The 18,223-nt window shown below is 36.4% G+C and carries 20 protein-coding genes and 1 pseudogene; 20 read left to right on the forward strand and 1 reads right to left on the reverse strand.

The features are described 5' to 3' along the window. Positions 1 to 52 precede the first annotated feature (52 nt). The 6 genes from fapR (at position 53) to rnc (ending at position 4,351) form a co-directional block, all read left to right on the forward strand. Complete coding sequence (fapR, locus tag G532_RS0101290) at positions 53 to 649, forward strand: transcription factor FapR (RefSeq protein WP_027963154.1); 597 nt, start codon at positions 53 to 55, stop codon at positions 647 to 649. Further along, positions 633 to 1,637: a phosphate acyltransferase PlsX gene (plsX, locus tag G532_RS0101295; protein WP_027963155.1), complete on the forward strand. Its 1,005-nt coding sequence runs from the start codon at positions 633 to 635 to the stop codon at positions 1,635 to 1,637. The genes fapR and plsX overlap by 17 nt, the downstream gene beginning before the upstream one ends. Beyond that, the gene (gene fabD / locus G532_RS0101300) at positions 1,638 to 2,588 is read left to right on the forward strand and encodes an ACP S-malonyltransferase (protein WP_027963156.1); all 951 of its coding nucleotides are present in this window, start codon (positions 1,638 to 1,640) and stop codon (positions 2,586 to 2,588) included. It abuts the gene before it with no gap. Next, the gene (fabG, locus tag G532_RS0101305) at positions 2,582 to 3,328 is read left to right on the forward strand and encodes a 3-oxoacyl-[acyl-carrier-protein] reductase (protein WP_027963157.1); all 747 of its coding nucleotides are present in this window, start codon (positions 2,582 to 2,584) and stop codon (positions 3,326 to 3,328) included. The genes fabD and fabG overlap by 7 nt, the downstream gene beginning before the upstream one ends. A gap of 39 nt (positions 3,329 to 3,367) precedes the next feature. Continuing rightward, positions 3,368 to 3,601 (forward strand): acyl carrier protein, encoded by a 234-nt coding sequence (locus tag G532_RS0101310; RefSeq protein WP_027963158.1) that lies wholly within the window; start codon positions 3,368 to 3,370, stop codon positions 3,599 to 3,601. Positions 3,602 to 3,673: 72 nt separating this feature from the next. Then, positions 3,674 to 4,351 carry a ribonuclease III gene (rnc, locus tag G532_RS14550; RefSeq protein WP_035512346.1) on the forward strand — a complete coding sequence of 226 codons (678 nt, stop codon included), beginning with the start codon at positions 3,674 to 3,676 and terminating at the stop codon, positions 4,349 to 4,351. A 265-nt stretch (positions 4,352 to 4,616) separates the two neighbouring features. On the opposite strand, the gene G532_RS0101320 is transcribed toward rnc, so the two are convergent. After that, complete coding sequence (locus G532_RS0101320) at positions 4,617 to 4,844, reverse strand: DUF1128 domain-containing protein (protein ID WP_027963159.1); 228 nt, start codon at positions 4,842 to 4,844, stop codon at positions 4,617 to 4,619. A gap of 105 nt (positions 4,845 to 4,949) precedes the next feature. Between G532_RS0101320 and smc the strand changes: the two genes are divergently transcribed. The 14 genes and pseudogenes from smc (at position 4,950) to G532_RS0101395 (ending at position 18,124) form a co-directional block, all read left to right on the forward strand. Next, positions 4,950 to 8,519, forward strand: a complete 3,570-nt coding sequence (smc, locus tag G532_RS0101330) for a chromosome segregation protein SMC (protein ID WP_027963160.1) — start codon at positions 4,950 to 4,952, stop codon at positions 8,517 to 8,519. Between the two features lie 30 nt (positions 8,520 to 8,549). After that, a complete protein-coding gene (ftsY, locus tag G532_RS0101335) occupies positions 8,550 to 9,551 on the forward strand; it encodes a signal recognition particle-docking protein FtsY (protein ID WP_027963161.1) in 1,002 nt (333 codons plus the stop codon). A gap of 29 nt (positions 9,552 to 9,580) precedes the next feature. Beyond that, positions 9,581 to 9,907: a putative DNA-binding protein gene (locus G532_RS0101340; RefSeq protein WP_027963162.1), complete on the forward strand. Its 327-nt coding sequence runs from the start codon at positions 9,581 to 9,583 to the stop codon at positions 9,905 to 9,907. Positions 9,908 to 9,923: 16 nt separating this feature from the next. Further along, on the forward strand, positions 9,924 to 11,264 hold the full coding sequence (gene ffh / locus G532_RS0101345) for a signal recognition particle protein (RefSeq protein ID WP_027963163.1): 1,341 nt from the start codon (positions 9,924 to 9,926) through the stop codon (positions 11,262 to 11,264). Positions 11,265 to 11,343: 79 nt separating this feature from the next. Beyond that, positions 11,344 to 11,613, forward strand: a complete 270-nt coding sequence (gene rpsP / locus G532_RS0101350) for a 30S ribosomal protein S16 (protein WP_027963164.1) — start codon at positions 11,344 to 11,346, stop codon at positions 11,611 to 11,613. Between the two features lie 17 nt (positions 11,614 to 11,630). Continuing rightward, positions 11,631 to 11,858, forward strand: coding sequence for a KH domain-containing protein (locus G532_RS0101355; RefSeq protein WP_027963165.1), 228 nt, complete (start codon positions 11,631 to 11,633; stop codon positions 11,856 to 11,858). 83 nt (positions 11,859 to 11,941) lie between these two features. After that, positions 11,942 to 12,331 (forward strand): YlqD family protein, encoded by a 390-nt coding sequence (locus G532_RS0101360; protein ID WP_027963166.1) that lies wholly within the window; start codon positions 11,942 to 11,944, stop codon positions 12,329 to 12,331. A 5-nt stretch (positions 12,332 to 12,336) separates the two neighbouring features. Further along, a complete protein-coding gene (gene rimM, locus G532_RS0101365) occupies positions 12,337 to 12,855 on the forward strand; it encodes a ribosome maturation factor RimM (protein ID WP_027963167.1) in 519 nt (172 codons plus the stop codon). Next, the gene (gene trmD / locus G532_RS0101370) at positions 12,855 to 13,586 is read left to right on the forward strand and encodes a tRNA (guanosine(37)-N1)-methyltransferase TrmD (RefSeq protein ID WP_027963168.1); all 732 of its coding nucleotides are present in this window, start codon (positions 12,855 to 12,857) and stop codon (positions 13,584 to 13,586) included. Before rimM ends, trmD begins: the two co-directional genes overlap by 1 nt. Before the next feature lie 126 nt (positions 13,587 to 13,712). After that, the gene (gene rplS / locus G532_RS0101375) at positions 13,713 to 14,060 is read left to right on the forward strand and encodes a 50S ribosomal protein L19 (RefSeq protein WP_027963169.1); all 348 of its coding nucleotides are present in this window, start codon (positions 13,713 to 13,715) and stop codon (positions 14,058 to 14,060) included. 206 nt (positions 14,061 to 14,266) lie between these two features. After that, positions 14,267 to 15,103 (forward strand): ribosome biogenesis GTPase YlqF, encoded by an 837-nt coding sequence (gene ylqF / locus G532_RS0101380; protein WP_027963170.1) that lies wholly within the window; start codon positions 14,267 to 14,269, stop codon positions 15,101 to 15,103. Between the two features lie 58 nt (positions 15,104 to 15,161). Continuing rightward, positions 15,162 to 15,934: pseudogene (locus G532_RS14555) on the forward strand (ribonuclease HII). 13 nt (positions 15,935 to 15,947) lie between these two features. Continuing rightward, positions 15,948 to 17,852, forward strand: a complete 1,905-nt coding sequence (locus tag G532_RS0101390; protein ID WP_027963171.1) for a hypothetical protein — start codon at positions 15,948 to 15,950, stop codon at positions 17,850 to 17,852. Then, on the forward strand, positions 17,849 to 18,124 hold the full coding sequence (locus G532_RS0101395; RefSeq protein WP_027963172.1) for an EscU/YscU/HrcU family type III secretion system export apparatus switch protein: 276 nt from the start codon (positions 17,849 to 17,851) through the stop codon (positions 18,122 to 18,124). The genes G532_RS0101390 and G532_RS0101395 overlap by 4 nt, the downstream gene beginning before the upstream one ends. Positions 18,125 to 18,223 lie beyond the last annotated feature (99 nt).

Raw genomic sequence — 18,223 nt, forward strand, 5'->3', positions numbered from 1 at the left:
ACGTATTATATATTACTATTAGGACCTAGTCATAAAACGGATGGTGTAAGCAATGAAACTGAAAAAGTCAGAACGTCAGGAAAATTTAAAAAAGATGATTGAAGAAGAGCCGTTTATAACAGACGAAGAATTATCTAAGCGGTTTAAAGTAAGTATTCAAACCATTCGATTGGACCGCCTAGAGTTAGCTATTCCAGAGCTTCGTGAACGGATTAAATATGTTGCAAAACAACAATGGGATGAAACAGTTAAAGCTTTACCTATTGATGAAGTGATTGGGGATATAGTTGATTTACAACTAGATCTATCAGCAATTTCACTTTTAGAAATCGGTACGGAACATGTTTTCTCACGTAATCAAATAGCAAGAGGACATCACTTATTTGCTCAGGCGAATTCTTTAGCGGTGGCAGTAATAAATGATCAATTGGCTTTAACGGCAAATTCAGAGATTAGTTTCAATAGACCAGTCAAATTAGGTGAACGGGTCATTGCAAAGGCGAAGGTAATAAGTACAGAGGAAAACCATCGAACCGTGGTCACCGTTGAAAGTTCTGTCCAACAAGAAATTGTATTTTCAGGTACTTTTTATATGTATCGTTCTACAGATGAAGAGAGGGGAGATTCCAGCAATGAAAATCGCAATTGATGCAATGGGAGGAGATCATGCTCCAGAAGCCATCGTTAAAGGTGCATTATTGGCTCTCGATCATTATAAAGATTTAGAAATTACCCTATATGGTGATGAAGAGAAAATTAAGCCATTTTTGAATAATAATTCTGCAAAATTAAATATTCACCATACAACCGAAAAAATTGAGAATGAAGACGAACCAGTAAGAGTGGTTCGCAAAAAGAAAAATGCTTCGATGGTGTTAATGGCAGAAGCAGTTAAAACAGAAAAGGCAGATGCTTGTATCTCTGCAGGTAATACAGGGGCATTGATGAGTGCGGGCCTTTTTAAAGTGGGTAGAATTAGTGGTATTGACCGACCTGCTCTAAGTCCGACTTTACCTACTATAGACGGAAAAGGCTTTTTACTTTTAGATGTAGGGGCTAATGTTGATGCTAAACCACAGCACTTACTACAATATGCTATTATGGGTTCGATTTACGTAGAAAATGTACGTGAAATACGTAACCCTCGTGTAGGCCTACTTAATGTGGGAACAGAAAGTCAAAAAGGTTCAGAACTTACAAAACAAGCATTTGAACTAATGGAGCAAGCACCAATCAATTTCATTGGAAATGTAGAAGCAAGAGATTTATTAGACGGTGTAGCTGATGTTGTTGTAACAGATGGATTTAGCGGTAACATCGCATTAAAATCTATTGAAGGTACTGCTTTAACGATGTTCTCTATGCTTAAAAGTGCATTTACAAAAAACACCAAAACAAAGCTAGCAGCTGCTATGGTGAAATCAGACCTTAAAGGGATTAAAGACCAATTGGATTATTCCGAGTATGGTGGAGCGGGGTTATTTGGACTTCGTTCTCCTGTTATTAAAGCTCACGGTTCTTCAAACGCACAAGCAGTCTTTAGTGCAATTAAGCAAACGTATCACTTGGTTGAAAAAGATGTTGTCAAATTAATAGAGGCTGAAGTAGAACAGTTAAATGAAAGGCAGGGTTCATAAATGAGTAAATTAGCATTTTTATTCCCTGGACAAGGGTCTCAAGTAGTTGGAATGGGAAAGTCATTTTACGATAACTATAGCCAGGTCCCTCGTATGTTTGAACAAGCCGATGAAGTTCTTGGTTATTCTTTAAGTGACATTATATTCAATGGACCTGAAGAAGCTTTAACTAAAACGGAGAATGCTCAACCTGCTTTATTCTTAACTAGTGCTGTAATCGTTGATTTATTAAAACAAGATGGAATTAACCCGAGTGTAGTTGCTGGTCATAGCTTAGGAGAATATAGTGCTTTATACGCTGCAGAAGCAATTTCTTTTGAAGATGCCTTAGCAACTGTTCATAAGCGAGGAAAACTTATGGAAGAAGCTGTGCCTACTGGTGAAGGTTCTATGGCAGCGGTGCTTGGGGCTTCAGATGATTTGATTGAAAATACGTTAAAAGAAGTTAATCAAACAGGACATGTCGTGGATGTTGCTAACTACAATTGTCCAGGTCAAATTGTCATATCTGGTTCTGCAACCGGTGTGGAAGTAGCTTCTTCTAAATTAAAGGAAGCAGGAGCGAAACGTGTCTTACCACTAAATGTTAGTGGACCATTCCATTCGCGTTTAATGGAACCTGCAAGCGAGGCATTCAAAGGTGTATTAGACCAATTACAACTAGCAGATGCAAAAGTTCCAGTGTATGCTAATGTCACGGCTAAACCAGTTCAAGATAAACAAGAAATTAGAGAATTATTATTAAGGCAATTGTACTCACCTGTTCAATTTACTCAAACCCTTGAAAATATGAACGCTCAATCTATTGATCAATTTTTAGAAGTTGGAAATGGTAAAGTGCTTTCAGGGTTAGTGAAAAAGGTTAATAGAAGAGCGCAAGTGAACGCTTTGCAAGATGTTGAACAATATCATACATTTTTAGAATCACGTAAGGAGGACTCTTCATGTTAAATGGTAAAACCGCCCTTGTGACAGGAGCTTCTAGAGGAATTGGTAGAGCGATAGCAATGGAGCTTGGTAAACAAGGGGCAAATGTAGTTGTTAACTATTCGGGTAGTAAAGATAAAGCAGATGCAGTAGTAGAAGAAATTAAAGCTATGGGGAATGGAGATAACGCTATTTCCATTCAAGCGAATGTTGCTGACTCGACGGAAGTTAAAGATTTAATAAAAACAACGGTTGATACTTTCGGTTCGGTTGACATTTTAGTTAACAATGCTGGAATTACACGTGATAATTTATTAATGCGTATGAAAGAAGAAGAATTTGATGAAGTTATTGATACCAACTTAAAAGGCGTGTTTAACTGTATCAAGGGTGTTACTCGTCAAATGATGAAACAAAGAAGTGGGAAAATAATTAACTTAGCCTCCGTTGTCGGTGTGACAGGAAACCCTGGACAAGTAAATTATGTAGCCGCAAAAGCTGGTGTCATAGGTATGACTAAGTCTGTTGCAAAAGAATTAGCAGCTAGAAATATTAATGTTAATGCTGTAGCACCGGGTTTTATTTCAACAGATATGACAGAAGGGCTTTCGGAAGAAGCTAAAGACCAAATGTATGATATGATTCCATTGAACCGATTAGGGGAACCAGAAGATGTTGCAAAGGTGGTAAGATTTTTAGCTACTGATGATGCAAATTATGTGACTGGACAAACTATTCATGTGGACGGTGGAATGGTAATGTAATATAATAATGAATGCAATTCTTGAAGGGAGGTGAGCGACATGGCAGACGTATTTGATCGCGTTAAAGAAATTATCGTAGAACGATTAGATGTAGACGAATCAAAAGTAACAGAAGGTGCTTCATTTAAGGATGATTTAGAGGCAGATTCTTTAGATGTCGTTGAACTAGTTATGGAATTAGAAGATGAATTTGATATGGAAATTTCAGATGAAGAAGCTGAAAAAATTAATACAGTTGGTGATGCTGTTTCTTACATAAACAGCACCCAGTAATAGAACATGAGGATGACATTGGTTGTCATCCTTCTTCTATTTGTGATTGTTAAATAAAGAAGGTGCGAAAATATGAATACAGAACAATTAAAAAAGGAACTACAATTTAACTTTGAGCAAGACCATCTTCTAAAACAAGCATTTATGCATACATCATATGTGAATGAGCATCCGCAACAAGATTTAGAAGACAACGAAAGGCTTGAATTTTTAGGAGATGCCGTATTAGAATTGGCTGTTTCTCAACATTTATTTAGAAATTATAAAGAAATGAGTGAAGGGGAATTAACGAAATTCAGAGCCAATATTGTCTGTGAACCATCCTTGGAGCGGTTTGCAAAGAAATTAAATTTCAGGTCCTATATGTTGTTAGGAAAAGGAGAGGCAGCTTCAGGAGGAAGAGATCGTTCTGCATTATTAGCAGACGTCTTTGAAGCATTTATAGGTGCCTTATACTTAGATCAAGGATTTGATGTAGCATTGGAATTTCTTCAACGCCACATATTCCCTGATGTTGAACCGGGTGCTTTTTCGCATGTGATGGATTATAAGAGTCAGCTACAAGAGCTTGTGCAAAAAGATGGGAAGTCAGTCAGTTATGAAATAGTGGACGAAGTGGGGCCTGCACATAATCGTACATTTATTGCCTCTGTTCATTTAGGCAATCAGAAATTAGGTGAAGGCAAAGGAAGATCTAAGAAAGAAGCGGAGCAAGAAGCTGCAAATAAGGCAATTCAAGAGTTAACCTAATAATAATAGAAAAAAAGAGGCTGGAACAAAAGTGTCTGTATGTACTTATAACCCGAACAATGAAATGTGGTGCGACTAACTCGCTCCTGAAATAGACTACGCTTTCCGCGGGGAGCCGTTGAGCCTCCTCATGCTACGCATTCCGGGGTCTCACCTGAGCTCTATATCCCGCAGGAGTCTTCGTCTATTTCATCCGCTTTTCATAAGCTTAGTTCGGATTTACATGCTACCACTTTGATTGTTCCAGCCTTTTTACTACATATACTTATGAAGTTTTGCGGTAACTTTTTAATTCATCGATAATCGCATTCATTTCAGCCACGGACACTTGGTCTTTCGTTTTGACCATATCATAAATGTCTTTAATATCATGATAACTGTCTAAACTGTAGTCTTCAGGCTTCAAAATTGCTGCATTCAGCATTTGTAATTCTTTTGCAAGTTCATCGATGATATATTCTAAATTTTCGTTTGTTGCTTGATCAAGGTTCATTTCAACACTCCTAATTTGATGGATTCTTCTTTGTCCTCATAATTTATGATAAAATAAAAAGGTTGAAATGTTAAGTAACTTTCCACAATTAAAGTAGGTGTGAACATGTTTTTAAAGAAATTAGAGTCAGTTGGGTTTAAATCCTTTGCTGAACGGATAGCTGTAGACTTTGTGCCAGGCGTAACGGCAGTAGTAGGTCCAAATGGTAGTGGGAAGTCAAATATTACTGATGCAATCCGTTGGGTATTAGGAGAACAATCAGCGAAGTCACTACGCGGTTCAAAAATGGAAGATATCATTTTTGCGGGAAGTGATACTAGAAAAGCATTAAACGTAGCTGATGTTACTTTAGTATTGGATAATGAAGATCGAAGACTCCCGATAGAATATGAAGAAGTAGCAATCACAAGACGAGTATATCGTTCAGGTGATAGTGAATACTTAATAAATCAGCAAACATGCAGACTAAAAGATATTACCGAATTGTTTATGGACTCTGGACTTGGAAAAGAAGCATTTTCGATTATTAGTCAAGGAAAAGTAGAGGAAATCCTTAGTTCAAAGTCTGAAGAACGTAGAAGTATATTTGAAGAAGCTGCGGGAGTATTAAAATATAAACAAAGAAAAGTAAATGCCCAAAAGAAATTGACAGATACAGAAGAGAACTTAAATAGAGTGGAAGATATTATTCATGAGATTGAAGGTCAATTAACACCTTTAAAAGAACAAGCTGAGACTGCTAAAAGCTACTTGAAAATGCGAGAAGAATTAAAGCATTATGAAGTGGCCTTATTAGTGACTGAAATTGAAAGCTTGCATTTAGAATGGGATGAATCTTTAAAGGCTTCAAAAGAAGTAGAAGAAGAAATTACTGAACTCGATGCAAATTTAGAAAAAGAAGAACATCAAGTGTATGAACAGCAAAAACAGCTTCAACACATTGATGAAAACTTGAATCGACTACAAGATAATAAACTGCAACTGACGAAAGATATTGAACAAACAGAAGGTAAGAAAAATGTACTTACCGAACGATTGAAACATTATGATGAAAGCAAGGATAAATTATTAAACGCAATACAATCACATCAGGACCAGATTGACCAGTTGGAATTTGACCTAGATGACTATGAATCTAAATTGCAATTTTATATAGGTAACAGAGACGAAACAAAGCAATATATAGAATCACTTGAAAAGAGAGTAGACGCTTCTGGTGATCAACTTGAGACAAAGCTTGAGGAACTTAAAGCAGAATATATAGATTTGCTAAATGAGCAAGCTGCAAAGAAAAATGAAAAACAGTCAACGAATCAACAAATCGAACAAATTAGCCACCGAAAAGAACGATTAGACCTTCGTTTTCAAGGGTTAGTTAAAGACCGCGAAGAATTGGAACAAGCACAAGAGGAAAAACGATCAGAGCTTTCTAAAGACGAAAACCAATTTCACATGATCCAAACCGAAGTAGACAAATTAAAAGTAGATCTAGAAACTAAAAGTAGCACACTAAAGTCAAATCAAGATAAACTTCAAGAAGCATATAGAATTATAGAACAATTGAAACAGAAAAAAGATATGTTAGAAGATATGAAGGATTCCTATAGTGGTTATTATTATGGAGTAAAAGCAGTGCTCCAAGCTAATAAAAAAAATCAAATCGATGGAATAATTGGTGCAGTGGCAGAATCGATCTCCATAGAGGAACAGTATATCTCAGCAATGGAGACGGCTTTAGGAGGTCAATCTCAGCATTTAATTGTTGAAAATGATCAAGCAGCAAGACAAGCGATTAAATGGCTTAAGGATACCAATAACGGCCGTGCAACTTTCCTACCACTTACAAGCGTGAAAGAAAAATTCATTTCTCGAGATGTTTATGAGAAGTTACAATCAGAAGAATCGTTTGTTGGAGTTGCTTCTGATTTAGTTTCAAGTGAAGCTAAGTTACAACCAATTGTTAAATACTTACTAGGTAATGTAATAATTGCCACGTCTTTAAAAGGCGCCAACCATTTGGCTAAGATTAGCAATCACCGCTTTCGAATCGTTACAGTAGATGGTGATGTGGTGAATCCAGGTGGATCTATGAGTGGAGGGGCTAAGAAAAAAACGAACCAAGCCTCTTTATTTACAAGAGAAAAAGAACTAGAAGATGTGAAAGAAAAGCTTTTAAGTTACGAAGAACGAACCATACAATTCAATGAAAATGTTCGACAAGAGCAAATGGATTGTAAAACCATTGAAGATGAAATCTATTCAAAAGAAGAACAATTGCAAGAAGCTAAAAGTATGAAACAAAGACTAGAACAAGAAATGGAAAGAATAGATGTTCAACTGGATCATAAAAATGAGCAGTTAAAAATGTATGACCAAGAAAATAGTCAGTTTGATGAAGATCTAAAAGACTTAGAAACAAAGAATGAGAAACTTGATAAAGTGCTGAAAGAACAACACGATAAAGCAAATGAGTTGCAAAGAAACATATCAGATTTAACTGAAAATCAATCGAAGTATAAAGAAGAACTAGAAGGAAATCGTTCCGAACTTCATAATTATCAAATAAGATTGACCGAACAGGAAAATGAAGTGAGAAATACGAAAGAAAAGCGTAATGAAGTAAGAGACAAGTTAAAAGAAGAAAAGCAGTTGCACCAGCAAGCAAAAGAAGAACATGAGCAATTATTAGAGACACAAGCTAATGCTGAAAAAATGGAAGAACTTACTGACGAACTTCATTTTAATCGAGAAAAATTTACTGAGGTAAACAATGAGATGGAGCAAACACAGCAAAGTAGAGATGAGTTAGTACAAGAAATAGAAGATCTAAAACGAGAAAACAAAGAAAAATTAAAGCAGCAGGAGCAAAAGAAACAAACATTACAAAAATATGAAGTTCAAGCAAACCGTCTAGATGTTGCACTTGAAAATCGATTGCAACAGTTAAGTGATGAATACTTAATCACCTATGAAAAAGCATTGCAAGATTTCGGTAAAACAGAAGATTTAGAGTCAACAAAAAAACAGGTAAATACGCTAAAGACTTTGATAGATCAACTAGGAACAGTTAATATTGGGTCTATTGACGAATATGAAAGAATTCAAGAGAGATACTCCTTTTTAACCGAACAGCAAACGGATCTATTAGAAGCTAAACAAACGTTAAATGATGTGATATCTGAGATGGATGAAGAAATGATTCGGAAATTCACTTCGACATTTTCGCAAATACAAGCAGAATTTGTTACAGTTTTTAAAGCATTATTTGGTGGGGGCAATGCAGAGTTGAAATTGACAAACCCAGATGATCTGTTAGAAACAGGTGTAGACATTATCGCCCAACCTCCAGGTAAAAAGCTCCAGCACTTAGGGTTGCTTTCAGGAGGAGAACGTGCGTTAACTGCAATTGCATTATTATTTGCAATTTTACGCGTTCGTCCTGTGCCGTTTTGTGTACTAGATGAAGTAGAAGCAGCTTTAGACGAAGCAAATGTTATGCGGTTTGCACAGTATTTAAAAGAGTTTTCAAAGAATACCCAATTCATTGTGATAACTCACCGTAAAGGCACGATGGAGTATGCCGATGTCTTGTATGGTGTGACGATGCAAGAGTCAGGGGTTTCTAAGATGGTCTCTGTTAAACTAGAAGAAACAGATGAAATGGTTCACACGTAGTTTGCTTAAATGAAGAAAGGAAGATGAACGTTGAGCTTCTTTAAAAAGTTAAAAGATAAAATAAACACACAAACTGATCAAGCATCTGAGAAATTCAAAGATGGATTGACTAAAACACGTGACTCCTTCACAACGAAAATGAACGATCTAGTGGCACAATATCGTACAGTAGATGAAGAGTTTTTTGAGGAACTGGAAGAAATTTTGATAAGTGCTGATGTTGGTGTGCAGACTGTAATGGATTTGATTGAAGAGCTTGAGATGGAAGTAAAGCGTCAAAATATCAAAGATACAGAAAAAGTGAAAGAAGTAATTTCTGAAAAACTTGTAGACATCTACTATAATGAAGACGAAGAATCGATTGAAGAATTAAACCTAGTTGAAAATGATTTATCAATTATTTTAGTTGTAGGTGTAAATGGTGTTGGTAAAACCACGTCAATTGGTAAGCTTGCGCATCAATTAAAGCAAGACGGCAAGAAAGTTATGCTTGCTGCGGGGGATACATTCCGAGCTGGAGCAATTGATCAATTGAGCGTTTGGGGCGAAAGAGCTGGCGTTGATGTCATTAAGCACTCAGAAGGTAGTGATCCAGCTGCAGTTATATATGATGGTATTAAAGCTGCAAAATCACGAGGTGCTGATGTATTATTATGTGATACAGCCGGAAGACTCCAAAACAAGGTGAACCTCATGAAAGAGCTTTCTAAGGTCAAAAAAGTTATTGAACGCGAAGTACCAGATGCACCACATGAAACGTTACTAGTGCTAGATGCTACTACTGGTCAAAATGCAATGAGTCAGGCGAAAATTTTCAAGGAAGCTACCGATGTTTCCGGAATAGTCTTAACTAAATTAGACGGGACTGCTCGTGGCGGGATTGTACTTGCCATCCGAAATGAGCTTGGTATACCAGTGAAGTATGTAGGTCTTGGTGAACAAGTGAATGATCTTCAACAATTTAATGCACACCAATTTGTGTATGGGTTATTTGGTGATTTAATGGTTGAGCATAACGAAGATGATTCATAATTGATTGTATAGTGAGGAGTGCCTCAAGAATGTTAGAAAAAACAACTCGAGTTAATTATCTGTTCGATTTCTATCAACAGTTATTAACGAATAAGCAACGTAATTATATGGATCTGTATTACCTAGAAGATTATTCCTTAGGTGAAATTTCAGAAACATATGATGTCAGTAGGCAAGCTGTTTATGATAATATTAAACGTACAGAAGCAATGTTAGAAGAATACGAAAAACAATTAGGTTTATATGCACGTTTCCAAGAGCGAAACCAAATGATTAAAAAGATGAAAGCGGCAATTGAAACGAATGATATAGATCAAGTTAAGCAACTTATTGATCAACTGGAAAACCTAGAGTAAGGGGGATGTCCCAATAATGGCATTTGAAGGATTAGCCGATCGGTTACAAGGCACGATAAAAAAAATAACCGGTAAAGGAAAAGTGACAGAAGCAGATGTAAAAGAAATGACCAGAGAGGTACGTCTTGCACTATTAGAAGCAGACGTTAATTTTAAAGTAGTTAAAGACTTAATAAAACGAATTAAAGAAAGAGCTGTTGGCCAAGAAGTAATGGATAGCTTAACTCCCGGGCAACAAGTAATTAAGGTAGTTAAAGAAGAACTAACTGAATTAATGGGCGGAGAACAGAGTAAGATTGAAGTTAATAACAAGCCACCAACTGTTATTATGATGGTTGGTTTACAAGGTGCAGGTAAAACAACAACTACAGGTAAACTTGCGAATCATTTAAGAAAGCAACACAATCGTAAACCTTTGTTAGTTGCAGCAGATGTTTATAGACCTGCAGCGATTGATCAGTTACAAACATTAGGAAAACAATTAGATTTACCAGTATTCTCTAAAGGCACAGAAGCGAATCCTGTTGACATTGCTAATGAAGCAATTAAACAGGCAAAAGAAGACCACCAAGATTATGTAATTATTGACACGGCAGGTAGATTACATGTTGATGAGAACTTGATGGGAGAACTCCAACAGATTAAATCTGATGTGAACCCTAGTGAAATCTTATTAGTAGTAGACTCCATGACGGGTCAAGACGCAGTCAATGTGGCTGAAAGTTTCGATGAACAGTTAGATATCTCTGGCGTTGTACTTACCAAATTAGATGGTGATACACGTGGTGGTGCAGCTTTATCCATTAGAGCTGTAACTGGTAAACCAATTAAATTCGCTGGTATGGGTGAAAAACTAGACCAATTAGAAGCATTCCATCCTGACCGTATGGCTTCAAGGATTTTAGGAATGGGCGATGTATTTAGTCTGATCGAAAAAGCTGAAGCAGAAGTAGATGAAGAAAAAGCCAAAGAAATGCAAAATAAAATGAAGTCGATGTCATTTACATTTGAGGACTTCCTAGAACAAATGGACCAAGTTAAAAATATGGGACCAATTGATGAATTAATGAACATGATGCCCGGCTCTGGAAAAATGAAAGGCATGAAAAACATGCAAGTTGATGATAAGCAGTTATCTCACGTAGAAGCGATTATTCAATCGATGACAAAGAAAGAACGAGTAGAACCAAGTGTGATTAATGCGAGTAGAAAAAAGCGAATTGCACAAGGCTCTGGAACATCTGTAGCGCAGGTGAATCGACTACTAAAACAGTTTGAAGAAATGAAAAAAATGATGAAACAAATGACCAATCAGAAGAAGGGGAAAAAGGGCGGAATGAATTTTCCTTTTATGTAATGTAAAAAACCTTTACACACATAAAACTCTCTGATACAATCTATACTTGTGATAAGCAATTTTGATGGAGGTGTAAGACATGGCAGTAAAAATCCGTTTAAAAAGAATGGGATCTAAGAGAAATCCATTTTATCGTGTAGTAGTAGCAGATTCACGTTCACCTCGTGATGGACGTATTATCGAGCAAATCGGCACATATAATCCAGTATCTGAGAATCCTGAGGTTTCTATTAACGAAGATAAAGCGTTAGACTGGATGACTAAAGGTGCGAAGCCTAGCGACACAGTACGTAACCTTTTCTCAAAAGAAGGCATCATGACGAAATTTCACGAGTCAAAAAATAACTAATAAGGATTTGTGATAGCATGAAAGCCTTAATTGAAACTATTGTTACGCCATTAATTGATTACCCAGCAGATCTTCATGTAGAAGTGGAAGAAACGGATGCTAAAATTCGTTATCATATAACGGTAAATGAAAACGATGTTGGAAAAGTAATCGGTAAAAATGGCCGAATTGCAAAAGCAGTTCGTACAGTTGTACATGCTGCGCATTCGAATACAGATAAAAAGGTTTATGTGGATATTATGTAAGTAAAAGGGGAGAGGGGATACCTTTCCCTTTTTTGTACTTAAATTTATTCTTTGTAAATGCAAAGATAAGGTGAGGTTCTGCCATGAAGCTTTTAAGAAAAACAGCAGTAAAACAAGTGATTACTGAAACGAGTAAAACAGATATTGCTGATACTTTTAAGAAGAAAAAAGACCAAGCAATTAATTCAATTGACCAATTGGCTTTTGAAAAAAGGAAACTAATTAAACAACATGATTTTGACCCTAAGTTAGTAGAATCAAAGTTCGTTAAGCAAGAAGATAAATTTAAAACGCAAGTTAGTTGGTATGAAACACAAATGGAACAATTGGAACTTTTACCAATTGGTAGCGAAATAAAAATTGACGAAGTAGAAGAACTAATCGAGATTTCGATCGGAGATGATTGGTCACTCATGGACCAAGCTAGAGAAATAGTTGTTGAAGATGGAAAAATCATTCGAATAAGTGGGTGAAAAATATGGAGCCGCAATTTTTAAATGTTGGAAAAATCGTTAATACGCATGGTATTAAAGGGGAAGTAAGAGTCATTTCCTCCACAGATTTTGAAGAAAGATTTGAACCAGGTAGTGTTCTTTTTATAACCTCTAAGGAAAACACAGAGCCCGTTAAGGTAATTGTTAGTAGCCATAGAAAACATAAGCAATTTGATTTATTAACTTTTGAAGGCTATGAAGATTTGAATCAGGTCGAAGTTTTTAAGAACAGTATATTACAAGTCGACCAATCGCAGTTACATGAATTAGAAGAACATGCTTACTATTATTATGAAATTATAGGATGCGAGGTTTACCTTGAAAGCGGTCAATATATTGGTGTGATTAAAGAAATACTAGCACCTGGAGCAAACGATGTATGGGTAGTTGATCGTGGACATTCTAAAGAGGTATTAATTCCATATATAGAAGACGTTGTGAAAGAAATTAATATTGATCAAAAAAGAATTTGGATAGAAGAAATGGAAGGGTTGCTTTCCTAATGAAGTTAGATATTTTAACATTGTTCCCTGAAATGTTCCATGGTGTCTTTAATACATCGATTTTAAAAAAAGCCCAAGAACGAGAAGCTTTTCAAGTGAATTATATTGATTTTAGAGAATACACGGAAAATAAGCATAATAAAGTAGATGATTACCCTTACGGAGGTGGTGCAGGTATGGTACTTACACCACAACCTATTTTTGATGCGGTAGAAGATGCGAAATGTACTACAAACTCAACACCTAGAGTTATTTTAATGTGTCCTCAAGGCGAACCGTATACGCAAAAGAAAGCAGAAGAACTTGCTACGGAAGAGCATCTAATCTTTATTTGTGGACATTACGAGGGGTACGATGAACGCATTCGAGAATCGCTTGTTACGGATGAAATTTCAATTGGAGACTATGTCTTAACTGGTGGAGAATTAGGAGCAATGGTGGTTGTGGATAGTGTGGTTAGGTTACTCCCTGAAGTGTTAGGAAATGAATCATCAGCACGTGAAGATTCCTTTTCTACACATTTATTAGAACATCCACACTATACTCGCCCGCAAGAATACAAAGGCCTTAAAGTGCCAGATGTCCTCCGCTCTGGGAACCACCAACATATTGAAGAGTGGCGACGATACCAGTCATTAAAAAGAACCTTTGAAAGAAGGCCTGATTTGTTGGATCCTGAGTATTTAACCGAGAAAGATTTGAAAATGCTAGAGGATATCAAATCTGAATAAGTCCTTGCGTGCAATGTTTCAATATGATATATTAATCTAGTGCTTAAGTACAGACTTAAGTATGATAACGATGTTCCGCTATTCGGTATTTGGAGTAAGAACATTAGTTTGGAAGGAGTGAGCAAGATGCAAAAAATTCTTGAACAAGTCGCACAAGATCAATTAAGAACAGACTTACCTGAGTTCCGTGCTGGTGATACAGTTAAGGTACACGTGAAGGTTGTTGAAGGTAACCGTGAACGTATTCAGGTTTATGAAGGTGTTGTCATTAAGCGACGTGGTGGCGGAATTAGCGAAACGTTTACAGTACGTAAGATTTCTTACGGTGTAGGTGTAGAGCGTACTTTCCCAGTACATTCGCCAAGAGTAGATAAGATTGAAGTTAGTCGTCGCGGTAAAGTACGTCAAGCTAGACTTTATTATCTACGTCATCTACGTGGAAAAGCAGCACGTATTCCTGAAAAACGAAAATAAGATTCAAACAAAAAGCTTGGCATTTATGCCAAGCTTTTTTTATGGCATTTAAATAATGAAGCACAATAGTGACGACATAACTACGAAGCTTTTCATATTAGTGAAATATACAAGAAGGAAAAGAATTAGCTCGTCGTTTTAATAACCGTTCCAAATGGATTATAATAGTAAGATATAGAATATGAGAACATGATGGAGTGAAATAAATGGCAATACAATGGTACCCAGGACATATGGCTAAGGCTAAGAGAGAAGTACAGGAGCAACTGAAAAAAGTTGATGTAGTCATAGAATTAGTAGACGCGCGTGCACCGGAATCTAGCCAAAACCCAATGTTACAAGAAGTAATTGGTGATAAAAGAAGGATTTTCGTATTAATGAAAAGAGATCTCGCTGATGAAAAGAAAACACAGAAATGGATTTCTTTTTTTGAAGGACAAGGTCATCAAGCGATTGCAATTGATGTAAATAAGAAAAATGATATTCAATCATTTATTCAGCTTACTAAACAGTTATCAGTTAAAGTAAATGAAAAGCGAGAAGAAAAAGGGGTTAACCCTCGTTCGATAAGAGCAATGGTAATAGGTATTCCGAATGTGGGTAAATCAACTTTAATTAATCGTTTAGCAAAAAAGAAAACAGCAGAAACTGGAGATAAACCAGGAGTAACAAAGAAACAACAATGGATTAAAGTGACTAACTTTTTTGATTTACTGGATACTCCAGGAATACTTTGGCCAAAATTTGAAGATCAAGAAGTAGGATACAAGCTTGCAGCAATCGGTACTATTAAAGACCAAATCCTTCACCTTGATGATATTGCTATTTATGTTTTAAATTTCTTCAAAAACTCATATCCTTCTCACCTCATTGATCGATATGATTTAAAAATGGAGGAAGAGGATGTCGTTCGGTGGTTTGATCATATCGGAAAAAAACGAGGATGTTTAATTGCTGGCGGCGAAGTAGACTATGAAAAAGTGGCAGATTTAATTATACAAGATTTGCGTAATGGTTATTTAGGGAAAGTTACTTTTGATTAAATAACTATGTAGAAAAATGAAATAAATACGATATAAAGTATAGTGGAGGATTTTTCAGGTGAAAAGAGAAACGATTACTCAAGTAAAAGAAACTCTAAGTCGTAGAGATGTTGATCCAGAATGGTTAAAAGCACTAAGAGAAGACGAACGCTCTGGGGTTCAAAAGTTGTTGAAACAATATGACCAAAGAATGGCAAAACTAGAAGAAGCTAAGCTTAATTATCAACGCATGTTGTCTTATGAAACAAAAGCAGAAGGAAAAGGCTACCGTTTTATTGCCGGTGTAGATGAAGTTGGAAGAGGACCACTTGCAGGCCCAGTTGTCGCAGCAGCTGTTATATTAGGAAATGACATTGAGTTAATTGGTATAAATGACTCTAAGCAATTAAATGAACAAAAACGAGAATCGTATTATTCCCAAATAATGAGCCAGGCAAAATCGGTTGGTGTAGGTATAGTAGATAATAAAAAATTGATCAGGTGAACATTTACCAAGCTAGTAAGTTAGCTATGGAACAAGCTGTTCGTAATCTAAATGTTACTCCTGACTTACTGTTAATTGATGCTATGGAATTAGAAGTTTTTGATACCCCTCAAGCAGCAATTATAAAAGGCGATCAGAAAAGTGTTTCTATCGCTGCTGCGAGTGTGGTAGCGAAAGTAACTAGAGACCGGATGATGAAAGAATTAGATGCTGCCTATCCAAATTACGACTTTAAAAAGAATATGGGGTACGGGACGAAAAACCATTTAAACGGCTTAAAAAGTCATGGAGTTACCCCTTATCATCGTGTATCTTTTAATCCTGTACCACAATTTATGAAACTTTAACGGAGGAACGTTTATGAGCGCAACGGAAATTAATCAAACCTTCCAATCAATTCGAATTAATGATATAGGCAAAGCACCTTTGTCGCTTAGAGATGGACAAGTTGTAACTGGCCGTGTTATGAAGTTCTTTCCGGATCAGAAAGCAGCTGTAAGAGTGGGAGGACAACAATTAGTTGCGCAGTTAACAACCAATTTACAAGCAAATCAAAATTATTTAATGCAAGTAAATCAAACAACACCATACATACAGTTACAAGTGGTTAGTAATGAAGCGATTCAGACGCCTAATGATGCTGCACAAGCATTGCTAAAGGTAACACAACTTCAGGCAAGTAGAGCGGAACAAAATGTTTTGGCGAATCTTATGAAAGAACAATTGCCAGTCAGCAAAGAAAACGTAAGTAATGTACTTCAGTTAGCCCGAGGGAATCCAAATACCCAACAACAATCGATACTAGGAGAAATGTTAGCTAGAAATTTACCATTAAATCAATCGGTGTATGATGCGCTTCATCAAAGACTAGAACGACCACAACAATTTCAACAATCTTTACAACAAATTAGTCAGCAATTAAGTGCTATTCAGCGACCAACTCCTGAACAGATTCAGCTATCACAATACTTAAGTACGTTAACAGCAAGCGGAAATTCGGAGCGACAAGCTATGCATCATTTCAGTTTTCAAGTGCTCCAAGAAATAGGAAAAGGAACACAAACAACTTTCCAGTTATTGCAACGTGCTGGAGTAGTTAATCAAAATGTTTCTTTTCAACAATGGTCAAATGAATGGACCAATTGGGCTAGAAATAATCAGGTACAATTCACCCCTGGAAATAATCAATCATCTCCAAGTAATTTGCCGTTTAATATATCAACAAGTCAACTTCAGACTGGAATTTCTCAGCTACAAGCTCAACAATTAAATGTTAACAATAGACAGTTGAATGTCTTACAGTCATTTGTGAATCAACTTAATCAGACAAGCCAACAATCTGCGAATCCGACAAATCATAAAGCAAATTTCATGCAAAACACTACCCAAACTGCAGCTTTTCAGCAATTGGTGCAAACACTTTCCAGTGGAGATCAACAAACGATGAGTAGAGTAGCTAGCACTATGCAAAATGGCCAGTGGAGTGACGTTACAACTTTATTGAACAGTGACAGTGGTAGGCAATTGCAGCAAGCATTAAGTCAAGTTTTGCAAAATCAAACTGGCGGACAAGATCAACGGGCAATGCAGTTTTGGTCCCAGCTCTTTTCACAAATGAATCCAGGTAGTGCTTCCCAAGTTCAATCGTTAGTCCAGCAAATGCAAGGGTTTATGAATATGAGTCAATTTGATGCCTTAGAATCGAATTTGGTAAGAAATCAGATGCCGGATTATCCCAATATTCAAACGTTATTACAAGCAGTGAGTAGTCAATCGAATTCTTCAACTTTACAAGATGCTATTCAGCAAATGAATCAAATATTTCAAGCAACACACTTATCCACACAAGACAGTGCTCGAGAATGGATGCAGTTCAGTGCACAAATGCCAAAAGAGATGTTCGGATTAAACGAAGACCTGTTTATGGATTTCGAAGGGGAGAAAATGAAAGACGGGACAATAAATCCAAAGCACTGCCGTGTCATGTTTTATTTAGATTTGCCTCAATTACAAGAAACGGTAGTAGATATGCAAGTCAATCGCGGGGAAGTTAGTTTAAGTATCTATCATGAAAATCCAAAATTAGTAGCCCAAATCAGTAACCAATTAGAAGGTACATTGAAAAGTAATTTGGAAGCAAAAGACTACGACTTAGTTTCCTTTGATGTGAAGTCACTTCATGAACAAAAAAATCATTCGGTGAATCCTGCAGCCTTTCAAAATCCTTCTGTTCCAACATCAAAAGGGGTTGATTATCGAGCATGAAAAAGTTTACTCCAAATAGAAAAGAGGCAATTGCATTAAGGTTTGATGAAGCAAGCGAAGATGCCCCTAAAGTTGTCGCAAGAGGACAAGGTTTAATTGCTGATGAAATATTGAACCAAGCAGGCGACCATGAAATACCAATCTATGAAGATGAAACACTAGTAGATTTAATGAGAGAGTTGAATATTAATGAAACAATTCCAGAAGATTTGTATCAAGGGGTAGCAGAAGTGTTTGCGTTTATTTATCAGCTTGATAAAAAATATAAGTAAATTTTGATATTTATCGAGTACTACCTTTTGAAACCGACAATTTTCATGTATAATATACTTCGTGTGGTTTTAACATTTATATGAACTTTTTAATGCAAT

This window comes from Halalkalibacillus halophilus DSM 18494, assembly GCF_000423105.1.
In the GTDB taxonomy this organism is placed as follows: domain Bacteria; phylum Bacillota; class Bacilli; order Bacillales; family Alkalibacillaceae; genus Halalkalibacillus; species Halalkalibacillus halophilus.

Coding starts and splice junctions, on each gene's coding strand:
- rnc (WP_035512346.1), top strand. CDS start 3,674: ATGAATACAGAACAATTAAAAAAGGAACTACAATTTAACTTTGAGCAA.
- rpsP (WP_027963164.1), top strand. CDS start 11,344: ATGGCAGTAAAAATCCGTTTAAAAAGAATGGGATCTAAGAGAAATCCA.
- G532_RS0101395 (WP_027963172.1), top strand. CDS start 17,849: ATGAAAAAGTTTACTCCAAATAGAAAAGAGGCAATTGCATTAAGGTTT.
- ffh (WP_027963163.1), top strand. CDS start 9,924: ATGGCATTTGAAGGATTAGCCGATCGGTTACAAGGCACGATAAAAAAA.
- ylqF (WP_027963170.1), top strand. CDS start 14,267: ATGGCAATACAATGGTACCCAGGACATATGGCTAAGGCTAAGAGAGAA.
- G532_RS0101320 (WP_027963159.1), bottom strand. CDS start 4,844: ATGAACCTTGATCAAGCAACAAACGAAAATTTAGAATATATCATCGAT.
- fabD (WP_027963156.1), top strand. CDS start 1,638: ATGAGTAAATTAGCATTTTTATTCCCTGGACAAGGGTCTCAAGTAGTT.
- trmD (WP_027963168.1), top strand. CDS start 12,855: ATGAAGTTAGATATTTTAACATTGTTCCCTGAAATGTTCCATGGTGTC.
- smc (WP_027963160.1), top strand. CDS start 4,950: ATGTTTTTAAAGAAATTAGAGTCAGTTGGGTTTAAATCCTTTGCTGAA.
- G532_RS0101310 (WP_027963158.1), top strand. CDS start 3,368: ATGGCAGACGTATTTGATCGCGTTAAAGAAATTATCGTAGAACGATTA.
- rimM (WP_027963167.1), top strand. CDS start 12,337: ATGGAGCCGCAATTTTTAAATGTTGGAAAAATCGTTAATACGCATGGT.
- G532_RS0101340 (WP_027963162.1), top strand. CDS start 9,581: ATGTTAGAAAAAACAACTCGAGTTAATTATCTGTTCGATTTCTATCAA.
- plsX (WP_027963155.1), top strand. CDS start 633: ATGAAAATCGCAATTGATGCAATGGGAGGAGATCATGCTCCAGAAGCC.
- fabG (WP_027963157.1), top strand. CDS start 2,582: ATGTTAAATGGTAAAACCGCCCTTGTGACAGGAGCTTCTAGAGGAATT.
- rplS (WP_027963169.1), top strand. CDS start 13,713: ATGCAAAAAATTCTTGAACAAGTCGCACAAGATCAATTAAGAACAGAC.
- fapR (WP_027963154.1), top strand. CDS start 53: ATGAAACTGAAAAAGTCAGAACGTCAGGAAAATTTAAAAAAGATGATT.
- G532_RS0101360 (WP_027963166.1), top strand. CDS start 11,942: ATGAAGCTTTTAAGAAAAACAGCAGTAAAACAAGTGATTACTGAAACG.
- G532_RS0101355 (WP_027963165.1), top strand. CDS start 11,631: ATGAAAGCCTTAATTGAAACTATTGTTACGCCATTAATTGATTACCCA.
- G532_RS0101390 (WP_027963171.1), top strand. CDS start 15,948: ATGAGCGCAACGGAAATTAATCAAACCTTCCAATCAATTCGAATTAAT.